17 protein-coding genes are annotated in these 17,195 nt (G+C 44.1%); all 17 read right to left on the bottom strand.

Annotation, left to right across the window (positions count from 1 at the left end; all coding sequences use genetic code 11):
• Positions 1–50 precede the first annotated feature (50 nt).
• A complete protein-coding gene (locus NSQ34_RS06065) occupies positions 51–1,007 on the bottom strand; it encodes a sugar-binding transcriptional regulator (RefSeq protein WP_024424944.1) in 957 nt (318 codons plus the stop codon).
• Between the two features lie 93 nt (positions 1,008–1,100).
• On the bottom strand, positions 1,101–1,886 hold the full coding sequence (locus NSQ34_RS06060; RefSeq protein WP_120207203.1) for an SDR family oxidoreductase: 786 nt from the start codon (positions 1,884–1,886) through the stop codon (positions 1,101–1,103).
• The gene (locus tag NSQ34_RS06055) at positions 1,864–2,565 is read right to left on the bottom strand and encodes an SDR family NAD(P)-dependent oxidoreductase (protein ID WP_235362203.1); all 702 of its coding nucleotides are present in this window, start codon (positions 2,563–2,565) and stop codon (positions 1,864–1,866) included. The genes NSQ34_RS06060 and NSQ34_RS06055 overlap by 23 nt, the downstream gene beginning before the upstream one ends.
• A 25-nt stretch (positions 2,566–2,590) precedes the next feature.
• Positions 2,591–3,973 carry a dihydrolipoyl dehydrogenase gene (gene lpdA / locus NSQ34_RS06050; protein ID WP_176967504.1) on the bottom strand — a complete coding sequence of 461 codons (1,383 nt, stop codon included), beginning with the start codon at positions 3,971–3,973 and terminating at the stop codon, positions 2,591–2,593.
• 12 nt (positions 3,974–3,985) lie between these two features.
• Entirely contained in the window at positions 3,986–5,311 is a 1,326-nt protein-coding gene (locus NSQ34_RS06045; protein ID WP_268456767.1) for a dihydrolipoamide acetyltransferase family protein, read from the bottom strand.
• 17 nt (positions 5,312–5,328) lie between these two features.
• Entirely contained in the window at positions 5,329–6,309 is a 981-nt protein-coding gene (locus tag NSQ34_RS06040; RefSeq protein ID WP_034281944.1) for an alpha-ketoacid dehydrogenase subunit beta, read from the bottom strand.
• Positions 6,310–6,340: 31 nt separating this feature from the next.
• Complete coding sequence (gene pdhA, locus NSQ34_RS06035) at positions 6,341–7,324, bottom strand: pyruvate dehydrogenase (acetyl-transferring) E1 component subunit alpha (RefSeq protein ID WP_024424949.1); 984 nt, start codon at positions 7,322–7,324, stop codon at positions 6,341–6,343.
• A 180-nt stretch (positions 7,325–7,504) separates the two neighbouring features.
• Positions 7,505–8,536, bottom strand: coding sequence for an alcohol dehydrogenase catalytic domain-containing protein (locus NSQ34_RS06030; RefSeq protein WP_120207210.1), 1,032 nt, complete (start codon positions 8,534–8,536; stop codon positions 7,505–7,507).
• Positions 8,533–8,979, bottom strand: coding sequence for a hypothetical protein (locus NSQ34_RS06025; protein ID WP_268456769.1), 447 nt, complete (start codon positions 8,977–8,979; stop codon positions 8,533–8,535). The genes NSQ34_RS06030 and NSQ34_RS06025 overlap by 4 nt, the downstream gene beginning before the upstream one ends.
• A gap of 61 nt (positions 8,980–9,040) precedes the next feature.
• Entirely contained in the window at positions 9,041–9,319 is a 279-nt protein-coding gene (locus NSQ34_RS06020; protein ID WP_003212259.1) for a PTS sugar transporter subunit IIB, read from the bottom strand.
• Between the two features lie 19 nt (positions 9,320–9,338).
• Positions 9,339–10,712 (bottom strand): PTS transporter subunit IIC, encoded by a 1,374-nt coding sequence (locus NSQ34_RS06015; RefSeq protein ID WP_025093457.1) that lies wholly within the window; start codon positions 10,710–10,712, stop codon positions 9,339–9,341.
• Between the two features lie 53 nt (positions 10,713–10,765).
• On the bottom strand, positions 10,766–11,233 hold the full coding sequence (locus NSQ34_RS06010; protein WP_041105930.1) for a PTS sugar transporter subunit IIA: 468 nt from the start codon (positions 11,231–11,233) through the stop codon (positions 10,766–10,768).
• A 240-nt stretch (positions 11,234–11,473) separates the two neighbouring features.
• A complete protein-coding gene (cysA, locus tag NSQ34_RS06005; RefSeq protein ID WP_070325740.1) occupies positions 11,474–12,205 on the bottom strand; it encodes a sulfate ABC transporter ATP-binding protein in 732 nt (243 codons plus the stop codon).
• A gap of 15 nt (positions 12,206–12,220) precedes the next feature.
• Positions 12,221–13,090 (bottom strand): sulfate ABC transporter permease subunit CysW, encoded by an 870-nt coding sequence (gene cysW, locus NSQ34_RS06000; RefSeq protein WP_120207218.1) that lies wholly within the window; start codon positions 13,088–13,090, stop codon positions 12,221–12,223.
• A gap of 5 nt (positions 13,091–13,095) precedes the next feature.
• Positions 13,096–13,941, bottom strand: a complete 846-nt coding sequence (gene cysT / locus NSQ34_RS05995; RefSeq protein ID WP_041116359.1) for a sulfate ABC transporter permease subunit CysT — start codon at positions 13,939–13,941, stop codon at positions 13,096–13,098.
• Between the two features lie 11 nt (positions 13,942–13,952).
• On the bottom strand, positions 13,953–14,987 hold the full coding sequence (locus tag NSQ34_RS05990; protein WP_254001654.1) for a sulfate ABC transporter substrate-binding protein: 1,035 nt from the start codon (positions 14,985–14,987) through the stop codon (positions 13,953–13,955).
• 260 nt (positions 14,988–15,247) lie between these two features.
• A complete protein-coding gene (ggt, locus tag NSQ34_RS05985; RefSeq protein ID WP_342501052.1) occupies positions 15,248–16,996 on the bottom strand; it encodes a gamma-glutamyltransferase in 1,749 nt (582 codons plus the stop codon).
• Positions 16,997–17,195 lie beyond the last annotated feature (199 nt).

Genomic DNA, 17,195 nt, shown 5'->3' with positions numbered 1-17,195 from the left:
TTTCTCGTTTGATGTTGCTCTTGTTATACCATTCGAACGCTGCCAGCCTTTTATTGGACGGATGCTTCCTTTAAAATGGCTGCCGCCGTTAGTTCGTCTGTCACCAGTACTTGAATGAAGCCGCCATTTAAAGCCCCTAAAATGCTCTCAGCTTTATGGGTTCCTTCTACAACAGCGATGACCGTTTTGACGCTCTTTAATTGTTCCAGCGATAAGCCAATGACCTTTTGATTCAGTTCATCTTGGACAGGTTTTCCTTCTCCATCAAAGAAACGAAAGCCAATATCACCGACAGCCCCTGATTGCCTTAAACCAGATAAGTCCTCTTCTTTTAAATAACCGACTGTTTTTAAAGTTGACCCTTTATGCGGGTTGCCAATACCGATGAGAGCAATATCCACATTTCTGCCTTCTTCAAGCACTGCTTCTATGTCCTGCATCGCCATAAGCCGTTCTTTTAATTCTTCTGTTTCTAAAATCGCAGGGGCATATAAATAGGAACACGTGCCGTTCATTTTCTTTGCCAGCTCATATGCCAGCTGATTGGCATGAATGTCGACCGCCTGCCTGCCCATTCCGCCCTCTAAAGGAATGACCTTCACATCGTTTCTTCGTTCAAACGGATATTCTTTTACAAGCTCCGCAAGCGTCGTCCCCCATGAAATGCCGATTTTCTCCGCATTTTTCATGTTTTTAGACAAATAATAGGCGCCTGCTTGACCGACTGCCCGCTTCACCATCTCAGACATTGTCCCGACACTTGGGACAACGACCGCATCTGTTAATTGAAAGGTTGTTTCTAGCTGCTTTTCAAGTTCCACCGTATGAATGCTTTCGTCTTTAATGTACACTTCAACAATTCCCACATCTTTTGCTTTTTGTAAGAGCTTTGAGATGACTGGTCTTGAGACATTGAGCTTTTTTGCAATTTCCTGCTGCGTCCACCCGTCTGTATAATAAAGATGAGCAACTTTGACGAGCTGTCGTCTTTCTTCCCAATTCAGCATGTGACATCATCCTTTTAATATACTATGATTACCAGTATACCAAACATTCGTTTCCAATTGGAACAATTGTTATGAAAATGACAAAAAGAGCGATTAACTCTCCGCTCTTTTTCCCTCAGTATATTTGGGCTGATACGTTCTCCCTCCGTCTAACAGGATCATTTGTCCGTGCAAATAGCTCCCCTCGCGACGTGTGAGAAATAAAGTGAGCCCTGCGATATCCTCAGGCTTTCCTAATCTTCCGATGGGAATGAGTGATTGCAGCTGCCGTTTCTCCTCTACAGTAGGATAGAGCGTATCAAGCATTTGAGATTCAATGACGCGGGGGGCAATCACATTGATGCGTATTTGATGCGAGCCTAGTTCCTTTACGAGCGAACGCATCAATCCAAAAGCACCTGCTTTTGATGCATAATATTGAATACCGCCGCCTGAGCCGGTGATTGCAGATCCCGATCCAATAATGACAACACTGCCTTCCTGCCGCTCACACATATAGGGTGCCAACGCTTTGATGCAATAGTAAAGACCATATAAGTTCACAGCCAGTGTCTTTTTCCAAAGTGAAAAATCGACTTCTAAAAAAGGCAGTGATTTTGTCATTCCTGCTGAATACACAAGGTGAGCAATACCGCCCAGCTCCCTTTCAGCTGCTGATATCATTTGCTGAACACTTTCCCACGATGAAACGTCAGCTTGAAATGTCAGCAGCTGAGGATACTGTGTCTTTAAGAGCGAAAGTCCCTTTTCATCTATATCTGACACGGCGACTTGGTGCCCTTCTTTTAAAAATCGTTCAGCAATTTCTTTTCCGATCCCTTGGGCTCCGCCAACGATGAGAACTGGTTTTTGAACATTAGCCAGCACTCTCACCCCCATCAAGCATAATCGCCACGCCATCTGTAAATGCACCATAGGATGTACTGAGAAACACCGTCATATGGGCCACAGTCTCCTTGATTTGCTCTGTATCAGGAACCAAATGGAGAGGAGGCGGCAGCAGCGCAAGCACCCGGATGCCTTTGTCTTTAAATTCTCTCGCTAACCCTTTTGTCATGGCATTCAGCATAGAATTCGAAGTAGCATGCGAGATCCCGCCATCACCTGTAATACTGCCTGATGACGATATATTAATGATGCAGCCTTGTCTCTGATCAACCATATGCCATACAGCAGCCTGACTGGAAAGAAAGACGGTATTCACAGCCGATTCCACTTCATCCACCCACTCATCAGGGTCCACGTCATCAAGCTTCGCGTCCGCTCCTTGCTCTGCTTGATTGACCAAAATATCCAGTTTACCGCATGTATCAATCACTTGCCTCAGCATTCGCGCGGCATCACGCGGTGTTTCCAGCGGGTTCTGAATGATACTCGCTTGACCGCCCATTTTTTGAATGTCTTCACGAATGGTTTTAGCCTTCGATTCATCATGAAACGTGTGTAAAAAAACATGTGCACCTGCCCGGGCTAAAGCCAGGCAGATGGCTTCTCCAAATCCATCTGTGCTACCTGTCACAAGTGCCGCTTTCTGATGAAGCTGGACGTGCACATGCATCTCCTCCCTATCCCTTGTTTGGCCATTATTTTCTCAGCTTACTCACGATATCAAGTGCTGCTTCATAAAAACCTTCTGAGATGGTCGGATGCGGATGAATCATTTTCGCCATCTCTTCTGCTGTTCCTTCTAAATACATAAAGGAGGAAGCTTCTGAAATCATCTCTGTGACGTGCGGGCCAACCATCGTCGCGCCAATCACTTCACCATAGGCTGTATCGTATACCAATTTAATAAAGCCTGTTTGATCACCTGCCGCTAGTGCTTTACCGCTTGCCGCTAAATCAAATCGTTCTGCCCGCACGTTAAGTCCTTTGGCTTTTGCCTCTTTCTCAGTCAGACCAACACTCGCTACCTCTGGTAATGTATAAATACATCTAGGCATGATATCAGCATTCATTTTTTCAGACACACCGCAAATATTACTGACCGCAACAGCGGCCTCCGCCATCGCTGCGTGAGCAAGCTGATAGCCGCCAGCGACATCCCCAACTGCATAGACACCTTCCACGCTTGTCTGCATCTTGTCGTTCACCTTGATAAAAGGACCATCCAGCTGAAGGTCAAGCTGGCTGACAGCAGAAACGCTAGGTCTTCTTCCTACACAAACAAGCAGTCTTTCAGCCGTAAAGATATGCGTCTCTCCTTTATCGTCTGATGCATGAACCGCTTTGACTCCTTCGCTTTCCGTCACCTCTGTCACAGTGGTTTTTTTCGCGATATGGATGCCTTTTTTCTTTAATTCTCTTTCTAGCAGCTTAGATGCTTCCTCATCCTCTTGTGGAATAATAGACGGAGCCGCTTCAATAAGCGTGACTTTTGATTGAAGACTCTGGAAGATACAAGCCAGCTCAAGTCCAATGACACCGCCGCCAATGATGACGACAGAAGCCGGAATATCTGGGATGTCAAAGATCGTATCACTTGTGTCAAATTGAATGTCTTTAAGGCCCGGTATTGGCGGAATGGCAGGTGAAGATCCAGTGGCAATGATGAGCTCTTTCGTTTCAATCGATTCTGAACCATCTTGCTTTTCAATCTCAATCCGGTGCTTTGTAACAGCTGTACCTCTGCCGTTATATACATCAATCTTTCCTTGCTTTAATAAAAAGGCAATTCCGCCTCTGAGCTTTTCAATGACGTCATCTTTGCGCTTTCTCATTTTATCGAAGGAAAGGACCAAATCACCTGTTTCAATTCCCCAGCTTTTCGCCTTCTCAATTGATTCAATGACTTCTGCATGTTTGAGCAGTGTCTTGGAAGGAATACAGCCCCGATTTAAACAAGTACCGCCTAGAAAATCCTCTTCAATCAATGCGACCTTCCGTCCACGCTCAGCTGCTTGAAGGGCGGCAGTATACCCGCCAGGCCCTCCGCCAATGACTGTCAGATCATACGTTTTCGTCATCCGATTCATCTCCTACATTAGCAATTCAAATGGTTGTTCAAGCACTTTTTTAAGGTCTGTTAAAAAGGCAGCCGCTGGTGCGCCATCTACCACTCGGTGATCAAACGATAAACTAACACCCATCATCGGCCGCACCTGAATTTCTCCATCTACTACAACAGGTTTTTCTTGAATGCGCCCAACCCCTAAGATCGCCACTTCCGGCTGATTAATAATCGGGGTAAAGGTATCAATGGCATACATCCCTAAGTTACTAATGGTAAAAGTGGACCCTTTCAGCTGGTCTGGCAGCAGTTTTTGGTCACGTGCGTTTCGGCCGATTTCTTTCGCCTCTTTTGTCAGCTGTTTTAATCCTTTTTGGTTTGCATGAGAAATGACTGGAACCATTAAGCCATCTTTTACAGCGACAGCGAGACCAATGTGCACATCATCATGGAAATGGAGCTCATTTTGTTCAAATGTCATATTGATCTGCGGGTGGCGCGTGAGTACGTTGCTGACCGCATGAATCATAATTTCTGTGAACGACAGTCTGTAGCCTGTCTCTTTTTCAATCGCTGGCAATAGCTGTTTGCGTATTTCTTTCGCTTTTGTCATATCGATTTCACTTGTTAATGTCACGTGCGGTGCTGTAAAGGCACTTTGTGACATGCGGTCAGCGATCACTTTTCTCATACCAGCTAGTTTTTGTGTTTTCGCTGGAGAAGACTCTACTGTTTTTGCAGCTGCTGCCGTTACATCACTCTTCATAATTTTACCGTGTGCACCAAATCCAGCAACATTCGCTAAATTGATTCCTTCACGAGCAGCCACTTTTTCTGCAAGCGGTGACACGCGCTGATCTTTCTCACTAGGGTGGACGGCCGCCTCGACGTCACGCTTTTGAACTCTGCCTTTAGGTCCTGTGCCAGATACCTCATGAATCGCTACATGATGATCCTTTGCCGTTTTTCTCGCCGCAGGTGTGGCACGTACTTTTTCATTAAGTGTTTTTGGGGCTTCAGCAGAACTGGATGAAGCCGCTTCGGATGAAGACGATTCGCTGCTGTCTGGTGAATCTTCATCTGATTGTGCTGGCGGTTCGCTTGGCACCTGTTCATTTGCCTCTCCGATGTATCCAATGACAGCATTGACTGGAATTTGATCATCGGCTTCATAATATTTCTTTAGAAAAATACCATCATCATAGGCTTCCACCTCAATATTGATCTTGTCTGTCATAATTTCAAAAAGAGGCTCACCGATTTCAACCGAATCTCCTTCTTCTTTAAACCATTGAAGCAAGGTGCCGACTTCCATCGTACTGCTCAGCTTCGGCATAAATATCTCTTTTGGCATGATCTTCTCCCCTTTACTTAAGAGCGCACAAGCTCTTTTGCTGCTTCAATAATATCTGGCACTTGTGGAATGACCGCTTTTTCCAGCGTCGGGTTGTATGGTATTGGGACCGCAAGACCGCCAAGTCGTTTAATTGGCGCATCTAAGTAGTCAAAGGCTTCACTTTCCGCTATCATACTTGCAATCTCTCCGCCATAGCCGCCTCGTTTTACTGCTTCATGAACCACGATACATTTACCTGTTTTCTTCACAGATTCGATAATCGTTTCTTCATCTAATGGGACAAGTGTTCTTGGGTCAATGATTTCAACATCAATTCCCTCTGCTTCTAGTTCCTTCGCCGCTTCTAACGCTTTGTGTACCATAATCGCTGTTGCTACAATCGTGACGTCTTTCCCGCTTCTTTTCACATCTGCTTTCCCTAGAGGAATGGAATATTGCTCTTCAGGCACTTCACCGATTGTTTTATATAAAAGCTTGTGCTCGTAGAAAATGACAGGGTTGTCATCATCCATCGCCGCTTTTAAAAGTCCTTTTGCATCATAGGCTGTTGAAGGCTGAACCACTTTAAGTCCTGGAATATGCGCCATCCACGCTTCTAAGCTTTGTGAGTGCTGCGCCGCTGCACCCGTTCCTGATCCTGCTGGTGTTCTTACGACAAGCGGCACCTTTCCTTTTCCGCCAAACATGTATCGTGTTTTGGCTGCTTGGTTCACAAGCTGATCCATTGCGATTGTTATAAAGTCAGAGAATTGAAGTTCTAAAATCGGCCGCATACCAGTTAAAGCCGCTCCGACTGCCCCACCTGCGATGGCAGCCTCTGAGATAGGTGTATTGCGAACGCGCTCTGGACCGAATTCTTCAATCATGCCGCGCGTGACTCCAAAAGCACCTCCATATACGCCGATATCTTCACCTAAAATGAAGACATCTTGGTTTTCTCTCATTTCCTGACTCATAGCCTCTCGAACGGCTTCTAAATATGAAATCTCTCTCACTGTTGTTTTTGTCACGTGATTTCCCTCCTAATTAGGCGTATACATCCTCTAATAGTGTGTCAATTGACGGTTCTTTACTGTTTTTGGCGAATTCGACAGACGCTTCAATTTCCTGCTTCGCTTCTTCCTGTAAGCTTGCTGCCTGCTCTTCTGTTAAAACATTCAGTTCAATCAAGAGAGACTTAAAGCGTTTGATTCCGTCTTTTTGTCTCCACTCTGTCTCTTCTTCACGTGTACGGTATTTTTTCGCATCACTCTTAGAGTGACCCTTCCAGCGGTACGTTTTCATTTCAATGAGTGATGGGCCTTCTCCCGCTCTCGCACGGCTGACTGCTTCATCTACTGTGTTCATAATTTCGACCATGTCATTTCCATCAACCGTTTTTCCTGGCATTCCGTAGCTTTCTGCTCTTGTTGAAATGTCTTCAATGTTGATCATTTCTTTCACAGGGCCAGACATGCCGTACTGGTTGTTTTCACAAATAAACACAACCGGTAAATCCCAAATAGACGCAAGGTTTAATGCTTCATGGAAGCTGCCTTCATTTGTGGCACCATCTCCGAAGAAACAAAGAACAACAAAGCCTTCCTGCTTCATTTTAGATGTGAGCGCTGCACCTGTTGCCAGCGGGATACCGCCGCCAACGATTCCATTTGCCCCAAGATTTCCTTTTTCTAAATCCGCAATATGCATCGAGCCGCCTTTTCCTTTACAATAGCCGGTTTCACGCCCAAACAATTCAGCCATCATTTTATTAACCTCGGCCCCTTTTGCAATACAGTGACCGTGTCCCCTGTGTGTGCTGACGATCTTATCTTTATCTTCTAATACGGCAATCGATCCAACAGCTGACGCTTCCTGTCCAACACATAAATGAGTGGTGCCATGGATAAGTCCTTTTGCAAAAAATTGGTCGACCTTTTCATCAAAATATCTCACTAACCACATTTGTTTATATAAATCTGCTAATTTCTCATGGCTAATCTGTTCAGGCAAAGTGATTTGTTTTTGCATTTCTTCTCTCCCCTTTACATTTGTTCTTATATGTTACATTTGTAATCATCATACGTTTAAGTGTCATCGAAGTCAAGCATTTCTCTCTCATTTTTAAGCGTTTTCATCTTTTATCAGAAAAAAAGAGAAAGGGAAAGCCCTTTTCCAAAGAACTTCTCTTTCTCTTTTAATCTCATACACTCATTCATCTGGATACATCATGATTTTGACGCTCTCACCCTCAGGATGCCTCGCACATTCTATCGCCTGAAGCAGCTGGCTTAACGGATAACGATGCGTCACCATCTTTTCAGTGTTGACCACTTTTGCTTTCAAAAGCTCAAGGGCTTCACGATAATGATATGGATGCGAGGAATAGGCTCCTACTACCTTCACTTCATCATTAAAAAATCGTTCAGCAGGAATGGCCACATCTCCCTTTGGAAAATGAGCAAACACCAAAATCGTCCCACCTCGCGCTACAGCCTGAAACGCCTCTTTTAAAAGCGCACTGCTCCCAACAGAAATAATGACGAGGTCTGCTCCCTTTCCATCTGTTTCTTTCATCACCCGGTTTTCCACCGGCTCGGCTGCTGGATGAAAGGAGACGTCTGCACCTAAACTCCTCGCTTGCAGCAGTCTGTTCTCATTCACGTCTGTTATCATCACTTTCCCAGCCAAATAATATTTGGCGAGCTGCAATTGAATACAGCCAATTTGCCCCGCTCCAAGGATCAAAACGGAATCTCCTGGGTGAACAGGAGCTCGTTCAAACCCGTGCAGGCAGCAGGCAACCGGTTCTACCATCGCCCCTTGCTCATACGATACGTCTTTTGGAAGCTTGCCCATCGTGTGCTTGACATGCAAAGCAGGTACACGGATATATTCTGAAAACCCGCCCGGCTCTACATTTGTGGCTGTAAACTGCGGACACATCGTATAAAAACCCTTTTGACAAAAGTCACAGGTGAAACAAGGCACATGATGTGCCACATAAACCCTGTCTCCCGTTTGGACATCTGTCACGTGCTTGCCGGTCTCGACAATATCACCAGCGATTTCATGCCCCAGCACTGTCCCAGGAGGTACTGTCTCATGTGTTGCTTTGTAAATATCCGTTCCACATAAGCCGCAGGCTCGCAGCTTTAACAAAACTTCATCATCACCGATGACTGGCCGGTTCCGCTCCTCATACCGAATGTCCTCTGAAGAATAAAAGACAGCTGATTTCATGTAGCGGCACCCTCCTTTTCATCACCCTTCGCAAAATCCTGCAACGTTTGAACAAGCTGCTTGTACTCACTCATCTCACTGGATATCCAGTAACGCCCTCCGAATATACGAGATGGACCCACCCTGACATAGACTTTCCCGATATGAGGATAAGGCTTTAAAAAAAGCTTTCCTTTAATATCAGAAACTGCATATGTGTGCCATCTGCCAAAAGCGCCTATCTTCAGTTGATCTTCACTAATGATGACGCTTGTCGGCTGGTTCAGTCCTGTAATACTAGAGAGCATGAGAATAGGCAGCGTATAAACGCCTAACACAGCTAACGGGTCAGGTCCTGCTGACCATAACGTATAAAGAGACCAGAGAAAAAACAGACAGATGAGCACAGCCGGAAGAAAAATAGACAACACTGCAGACGTTCGGCTATAAGCATGATGCTGCATAAGACTTCCTCCTTTCAAATCACTAGAAGGAGCCGGAAAAGCTCCTTCAGAAAATAGCCCTCTACTTGATATGATCAATGATTTTCTCGATATCATCTTCAATACCAAATCCAGTTAAAAAGGATAATGTTTGAATCACAGGTGTCCCTTTTGTATCACTTACAGGCGTTGTTGTCACAATTAAATCGGCGCCTTCCGCTTTTTGCGGGACTTCAGATGCCTTACACTGTTCCACCACGACATCATATCCTTTTTCCTTTAACGTCTCTTCTACCTTTTTAGCGACAACCGTTGATGTTGCAACTGCCGTTCCGCATGATACTAATATTTTCTTCGCCATTAGAATCCCTCCAGCTCATTTATTGTTCTTTCTGATCTAAGCCCATTTCTTTTGCATACTGCTTTTTAATATCATTTCGCACCCAGTACCATAGAAGCGCATAAGCCAGAGCACAGATGATGGCTGCAATAAAGTAAGGGTTGCTCGGATCAAGAAGTCTCACCATGATCCAAGGAATGACGTGAGAACCAAGATCAATACCTGAAATCATGTTTGCCCCTTCTGGGAAATCAAAGCCGACTGCTTTCCCCATGGTTGTCGCAAGCGGAGCAAGGTTCGTTGCGATAAAGAAGACAATCATTAATGTAAAAATACTGTTAATAAGGCCGCGAATAATATTTCCACGAGCGGCTGCTACTGCCCAGACAACTGTAAATGGCAGAACCGATAAGTCAGCAAACGGGAGCATGCCATTGTAAGGCAGAACAACTGCGAGCAAAATCGTAATCGGCACCATTAAAAGGGCTACCGCCATATTCGCTGGATGACCAATCACAATCGCTGTATCTAAACCAATATAGACATTTTTCCCTGGGAAACGCTTTTGAATATAAGAACGAGCGCCCTCAGAGATTGGAATGAGCCCTTCCATTAATAAAGCAACCATTCTTGGCATTAAGACAAGAACTGCCGCCATTTGAATACCGAGCGTCATCACGCCTTTTGCATCATAGCCGCCGAGAAGACCAATAATGATACCAAGTATGAGACCCATCACAAGCGGTTCGCCAAAAATGCCAAAGCGTTTCTTCAATGTTTCTGGATCAGCATGAATTTTGTTTAAACCAGGAATCTTATCAATGACGCGGTTGGACGCATACATGAGCGGGGCGAAGTTGACCGTTTCCGCATGAGCCATCGATACGCCTTTTAATCCGAAATGATGTTCGATTGTCGGCGCCGTCCAATCGGCTAACTTTAGCGTGATCGCAGAGACGATCAAGCCAACAGCAAGAGCCAAGAACATATTATGATAAGCGTAGTAAGTAACAGAGGCTGCGAAAATCAAATGCCAGAAGTTCCAAATATCCACATTCAGCGTTTTCGTAAAGTTTACAGACAATAAGATGACATTTAATAAAAGCACAAGAGGAATCATGAGCGGGGCAACGGGTGTACCAAAGGATATGGCAGCTCCAATCGGCCATCCAACATCCAAAATATCGAGCTTTAGCCCAAGGGAATTAACCATGGCTTTTGCTGCTGGCCCAAGTCCGCTCACGAGCAAATTAATGACAAGATTGACACCGACAAATCCAATTCCGATCGTAATACCGGCCCTGAAGGATTTCTTAAAGCCCTGCCTTAAAATCATACCGAAAAGCGTCATAATAATCGGGAGCATAATAGTTGGTCCAAGGTCTAATATAAAATCGACGGCTTGCTTGATCATACATCCACCTCCTGAATTTTTCAGATAAAGCGCTTACATAATTTCGTGAGTGACTATTGGTTTAGTTCTTGCTGAAGCACGTCAACCGCTTCTTCATAAGATGTCATATAAGAGAGCTTCGTCATCACTTCTTCTTTTCTAAAAAGTGTCATCAGCTTCTCCAGCATCACAAGCTGTTTGCTAGGCTCAGAGATTGCTAGGACAAATACAATTTTGGCTTGCACTGTTTCATCAGGGCTTCCCATCTTATGAAAAATGACAGGTTCCTTTAAAGTAGCTACACTAATCGCTGGTTTGTTCACATGCTCAGGATCTGTATGCGGAATCGCTACCCCAAAGGCTGCAAGTGGAAGGCCTGTAGGATATGTTTTTTCTCTTTCAAGCACTGCTGGTAAAAAGCTCGATTTAATGTACCCTCCAGCTTCTAACCGCCCTGCTAAATATGTGGTCACCTCCTCTCTCGAAGATGCTTCGAACTGCAGCTTAATCAGTTGTTCATCTAACTCAAACAAGCTGTTCAAACAACCACCCCTTTCATTTGGTATAAATATGAACACATGTAACAAAAGAAAGAACATTTTTTAGAATAGAACCTTTTATAAAGCGCTTACAATTATACCTTCTAAAAAATGTTCAATACTGTTACCTTTGTAAAGATATTATAATATTCAAAATTATAAGTCAATGTCCCTAGGGAAATTTAAATAAAAAAAGACGCAGTCATCACCGCGTCTCTTCCTTCTAATCTTCTATACTGCTTGTTAAATGTGGCTTCCTATATCTAAAAATTCAGATACAAATAGATTGTCTGTCTGCACTGCCATTTCTTCCTTTGTGCCAATTTTTTCGATTCTTCCTTCATTCATCACCACAACACGATCAGCAATATCAAATGCTTCTTCTTGATCATGTGTCACAAAAATGGTGGTCATTTGAAAGTCACGATGAACTTTTTTCAGCCAATGCCTTAATTCTTTCCTCACCTTTGTATCAAGTGCGCCAAAGGGTTCATCTAAGAGGAGTGCCTTCGGCTGAACGGCAAGTGCGCGCGCCAGTGCTACACGCTGCTTTTGCCCGCCTGACAGCTGCTCTGGATACCGCTGCTCAAACTGCTTAAGCTGAACAACCTCTAAAAGCTCATGTACCCGCTCTTTGATGTCTTTTTTAGGCAGTCTTTCTCCTCTAGGTTTCATTTTCAGTCCATATGCCACATTATCAAAAACCGTCATATTTCGAAAAAGCGCATATTGCTGAAACACAAAACCGATCTGCCGTTTTCGTACTGGAATGTGTGTGTAATCCTGATCTCCGAATAAAATCTGCCCGTTATTGGCGTAATCAAGACCTGCAATGATTCTTAATAACGTCGTCTTCCCAGAGCCAGACGGTCCTAATAAAGAGATCAATTCACCATTTCTTATCGATAAATCCACGTTTTGCAAAACCTTTGTCTGGCCAAATTGTTTTGATATTTGTTTTGCTGTAATCCCCAAGGCACATCCCTCCATTTATGTTGACCGCTTGCCAAGCCGGTGATCCCTCTGCTGAATGATTTGCTTAATGATTAAAGTAATGACTGCCACAAACGCCATGAGAGACGCCACAGCAAAAGCGGCTTGAAATTGGTACTCATTGTATAAAATTTCGATATGAAGCGGCATCGTATTGGTCATGCCTCGAATATGACCTGATACAACCGACACGGCACCAAATTCACCAATCGCTCTTGCCCCGGCCAAGATGACACCGTAAAAAAGAGCCCATTTGATATTCGGCAGTGTCACAAAGAAAAAAGTCTTCCATCCGTTTGCACCCAGTGTGAGCGATGCTTCCTCCTCCTGAATGCCTTCATGCTGCATAAACGGGATTAATTCTCTAGCGATAAATGGAAATGTAACGAATATGGTTGCTAGGATCATGCCTGGTACAGAATAAATGACTTTCCATCCATTCGCCATAAGCCAAGGTCCTAAAAGCCCGTTTGAACCAAATAAAAGCACAAATACAAGTCCAGCAATCACAGGCGAAACGGCAAACGGGAGGTCCATCACAGTCGTTAACAAACGTTTTCCGCGGAAGTTAAATTTTGTGATAAGCCATGCAGCACTCACCCCAAAGATCATTTGAAGCGGCAAGGTGACGACGACAATGAAAACGGTCAATTTGATCGCCGCTAGTGTATCTGGATGTGAGATGGCCAGAAGGTATGAACTCCACCCTTTCTCAAATGCCTTTGAAAAAACGGTGATCAGCGGTATAAGTAAAAATAAAATCAAAAAAGCATACACGACCGTAATCAATAGGATTTTCACTGCTTTAGATTCGGTTACAGGACTTTTATACCGAACATGGTGCTGATGACTAAACTCTCTCTCCAATGGTTTCACCTCACGTATACTTGTTTTTTCCGCTCAACATACCACTGAATGCCGTGAATCAATAACAGAATGAAAAATGAAAGAAGCAGCATCAAGCATGCAATTGCTGCTGCACCATGATAATCATATTGTTCAAGCTTGGACATGATCATCAGCGGTGTAATTTCTGTTTTAAACGGAATATTTCCAGCAATAAACACAACAGAGCCATATTCACCTAGCGCTCTTGCAAACGCAAGTGAAAATCCAGTCATCACCGCAGGAAACAAGGCCGGCAGCAGTATGTGAAAAAAGGTCTGTCTCCTTGTCGCACCAAGAATCGCCGCAGCCTCTTCCACTTCCTGCTGCAGCCCCTCTATCACAGGCTGAACGGTTCGGATAACGAATGGAATGCCAATAAAAATCAGTGCCAAAATAATCCCAATCGGTGTGTACGCCACCTTTATATGCAGAAATTGACCAATCCATCCATTAGGAGAATAAAGGGTGGTGAGGGCAATACCCGCAACAGCGGTTGGGAGAGCAAAAGGCAAATCAATGAGAGCATCTAAGATTTTCTTTCCAGGAAATGTGTACCTGGCGAGAACCCAGGCAATCAGTACACCAAACCCTGCATTGATGAGAGCTGCTGCAAAGGAAGTCGTCACGGTCAGCTGAAGCGACTTCAATACTCTTGCATCGGTAAAAACCTTCCAAATCCCCTCTGCTCCTAATGAAGCCGTCCAAATAAATACCATGGATAAAGGAATGACGACAATCGCACTCACATAAACGAGCGTCACCCCAAGGCTCAGACCAAATCCAGGCAATATACGTTTTCTTTTATTGGCGGCTGCATGTGCTTTCTTCATCACATCGCCTCCTATTTTTGTCCGCTGTATATTTGATCAAATAAGCCGCCATCATCAAAAAATCTTTTCTGCGCTTTTCTCCACCCGCCAAACGCTTGATCAATCGTCACCATATCAATCTCTTTAAACTGGTCTTTATATTTATTTAAGACTTCTTGATTTCTAGGGCGATAATAGTTTTCCGCCGCAATTTCCTGCCCTTTTTTAGAATATAAATAATCTAAATAAGCCTTCGCCACTTTCTCTGTTCCTTTACGTTTCACATTTTGATCAACAACCGCAACAGGCGGCTCCGCTAGAATACTAATTGATGGGGTGACAATCTCAAATTTGTCTTTGCCTAGTTCGTGCTGCGTTAAATAGGCTTCATTTTCCCATGCAATTAACACATCCCCAAGCCCGCGTTCAACAAAGGTCGTTGTGGCTCCGCGTGCACCTGAATCAAGGACTTCGACATGTTCATATAGCTTTTTGACAAAATCCTTTGTTTTTTCTTCATTCCCATGAAATGTTTTATCGGCGTAGGCCCATGCAGCTAAGTAATTCCATCTCGCACCGCCGGACGTTTTCGGATTTGGCGTAATGATGGACACACCTGGCCGAGTCAAATCGTCCCAATCTTTAATGTTTTTGGGATTCCCTTTCTTCACAAGAAACACAATGGTCGATGTATACGGTGTGGACTGATTTGGAAATTCTTTTTGCCAATCTTTTGAAAGCAGTCCGCGATCTGCAATTGCATCAATGTCATACCCTAAAGCCAGTGTTGCCACATCTGCCTCGAGTCCATCAATAATCGATCTTCCCTGCTTTCCTGATCCACCGTGAGACTGCTTGATCGTGACATCCTCACCAGTTTTGTCTTTCCAATACGTCTGAAAGGCTTGATTGTATTCCTGATACAATTCACGTGTAGGATCATACGAAACATTTAACAGCTCAACCTTTCCCTTTTGCTTTGAAGCTTCGTTTGCGTTTGAGCATGCAGTACTCGTCACAGCCAAGACTAATATGGTCACGATAGAGACCCATTTCCACTTTTTCATGTTATCCCGCTCCCCGTTATCAAATAATAGTGACACCAACCTTGCCGTTTCACACGCAAAAAAGACCCTTAGCCACCTGAAATACATCACAGTTCTGTACTTCAAATTGCCAAGAGCCTTCGGTTGTCCGATCAGCTATGTATGATTGATGTTAGTCTATATATTATTCAAACTATTCACAGGTGTCAACTCTGTTTTTTCATTTAAACAAAAAAAGAAACGCCATCTTGAAGAGGCGCTTCTTTTCCCGGGAAATGGTCTTAATCGGCAGATAGCTTTAAATTGACACCAACAGCGGTTCCATTTCTTGAGGAGTCAGCTACTCCTGTAAATGTCCCTGCTTTCCGATCAATGAGTAAGGCTTGCACATTTCCTATATCAATAGGTGAACTGCCAAAACGGTGACCCATGTCATTTAGCTTCGTTCTCACATCAAGGGGAACACCTACTTCGTAACGGTAAGAAGTTGGACTGTTTGTATAAATCCGCGGCTCTTCCACCGCATCTTGCAGCTCCATGTCGTATTCAAGCAAGTTTAGGATCGTTTGTGAAACAGAAGCAATAATGGTCGTTCCTCCAGGTGAGCCCACAGTCATGACCGGCTCGTTATCTTTGAATATGATGGTCGGGGTCATACTGGATAATGGACGTTTGTTTGGCTGGACTTCATTTGCTCCGCCTGGTCTTGCGTCAAAATCTGTTAGTTCGTTATTTAAGAAAAAGCCATATTCCGGAACAAGAATTCCTGTACCAAATAACTGTTCAATGGTTGTTGTGAATGACACGACATTTCCCCACTGATCGGCAACAGTAAAATGAGTGGTCTCGCCAATGGTTTTATCTTCTGGCTGCGGGACAATTGGGGATGGATTTTTTTCATCCTCATACGCCCATGGATCTCCTTCTTTCGGGTTTTTGTTCATTTGATCTAATTGAATGAGAGAAGCTCTTTTTGAAATGTAATCATCGTCTAGTAGTCCTTTTAGTGGAACATCTACGAATTCGGGGTCGCCTGCATATGCAGCACGGTCAGCATAGGAGAGATGCATTGTTTCAGCTAGCAGCTGATATTTTTCGAATGATTTGGGGTCATATTGTGATAGATTGAAGTGATCTAGTATTTTGAGTATTTGCAGCATAAACACACCGCCTGAGCTTGGTGGAGGCATACTTGCAAGCTGGTATCCTTTATAGCCCCCCCAGATAGGCTTGTCAGTCTTGACCTCATAACGACCAAGGTCATCAGTTGTCATCGTTCCGCCAAAATCTTGGACTGTCTTTGCAAGTGCTTTTGCTACTTTTCCTTCATAAAATGCTTTGCTTCCTTTTGCAATGAGCTTAAATGTTTTCGCAAGACCTGGCTGTACAAGCAGATCGCCTTCTTTGAGCGGCTGATCATCTGGAAGAAAGATTGGCGCTGCGGCCGTTTTTTTCAGCTTTTCTTGATGATCTTCAATGGCTTTTGCCAGAACAGAATCGATTTCAAATCCATCCTCTGCAAGCTGAATGGAAGGCTCAATCAATTCCTTCATCGAACGGGTTCCCCACTTATCTAATGCTGCCTCGAGACCTTTTACTGTCCCTGGGACACCAACCGCATTACCGTGTGTGGACCGCTCAGCAAATGGGATGACTTTTCCCTCATCCGTTAAAAACATGTCAGGTGTTGCGCCCTGTGGTGCTCGTTCTCTACTATTGATGATGGATGTTTCTTTTGTCTTTCCATCATAAACCATCATAAAACCACCGCCGCCAATTCCAGACATCATTGGCTCTGTCACATTCAGTGCGTACTGGATGGCAACAGCAGCATCCACTGCGTTTCCACCTTTCTTCAATACATCAGCACCTACTTCTGATGCCAGCGGGTGAGCAGTAGCCACCATGCCATCTTTACCAACAGCTACTTTACTCCCATGAGATTCGTTCGCATTGACTTGGCTGACAGGCAGAAAAAACGAGAAAACAAACAGACATATGGACAAAACAGTTAGAGAAATGCGTTTCATGAACAACACCCCTTCCATATTCTTACTTTGACCTTACCGACTTCTTGACCAGAATACAATAGATTATTCTAAAATTTCAAAAATTTTCATCCTATCATCCTACATTTCCCAAATCAAACATTGTTTTTCAAAACATATGACGCACTCACTCATTAGGAATAAAGACACATCATTTCCAACGATTCAGCTTCAAGGTATA

Source organism: Bacillus sp. FSL P2-0069 (genome assembly GCF_038593315.1).
GTDB lineage: Bacteria > Bacillota > Bacilli > Bacillales > Bacillaceae > Bacillus > Bacillus safensis.
Note: the sequence above shows the minus strand (reverse complement) of the source record. Positions and strands in the feature narration are given on the sequence as shown.

Excerpts from the sequence above, each read along its gene's own strand:
- NSQ34_RS06065 (WP_024424944.1), bottom strand. The coding sequence starts at position 1,007 with ATGCTGAATTGGGAAGAAAGACGACAGCTCGTCAAAGTTGCTCATCTT.
- NSQ34_RS06060 (WP_120207203.1), bottom strand. The coding sequence starts at position 1,886 with ATGGGGGTGAGAGTGCTGGCTAATGTTCAAAAACCAGTTCTCATCGTT.
- NSQ34_RS06055 (WP_235362203.1), bottom strand. The coding sequence starts at position 2,565 with ATGCATGTGCACGTCCAGCTTCATCAGAAAGCGGCACTTGTGACAGGT.
- lpdA (WP_176967504.1), bottom strand. The coding sequence starts at position 3,973 with ATGACGAAAACGTATGATCTGACAGTCATTGGCGGAGGGCCTGGCGGG.
- NSQ34_RS06045 (WP_268456767.1), bottom strand. The coding sequence starts at position 5,311 with ATGCCAAAAGAGATATTTATGCCGAAGCTGAGCAGTACGATGGAAGTC.
- pdhA (WP_024424949.1), bottom strand. The coding sequence starts at position 7,324 with ATGCAAAAACAAATCACTTTGCCTGAACAGATTAGCCATGAGAAATTA.
- NSQ34_RS06030 (WP_120207210.1), bottom strand. The coding sequence starts at position 8,536 with ATGAAATCAGCTGTCTTTTATTCTTCAGAGGACATTCGGTATGAGGAG.
- NSQ34_RS06025 (WP_268456769.1), bottom strand. The coding sequence starts at position 8,979 with ATGCAGCATCATGCTTATAGCCGAACGTCTGCAGTGTTGTCTATTTTT.
- NSQ34_RS06020 (WP_003212259.1), bottom strand. The coding sequence starts at position 9,319 with ATGGCGAAGAAAATATTAGTATCATGCGGAACGGCAGTTGCAACATCA.
- NSQ34_RS06015 (WP_025093457.1), bottom strand. The coding sequence starts at position 10,712 with ATGATCAAGCAAGCCGTCGATTTTATATTAGACCTTGGACCAACTATT.
- cysT (WP_041116359.1), bottom strand. The coding sequence starts at position 13,941 with ATGAAGAAAGCACATGCAGCCGCCAATAAAAGAAAACGTATATTGCCT.
- NSQ34_RS05990 (WP_254001654.1), bottom strand. The coding sequence starts at position 14,987 with ATGAAAAAGTGGAAATGGGTCTCTATCGTGACCATATTAGTCTTGGCT.
- ggt (WP_342501052.1), bottom strand. The coding sequence starts at position 16,996 with ATGAAACGCATTTCTCTAACTGTTTTGTCCATATGTCTGTTTGTTTTC.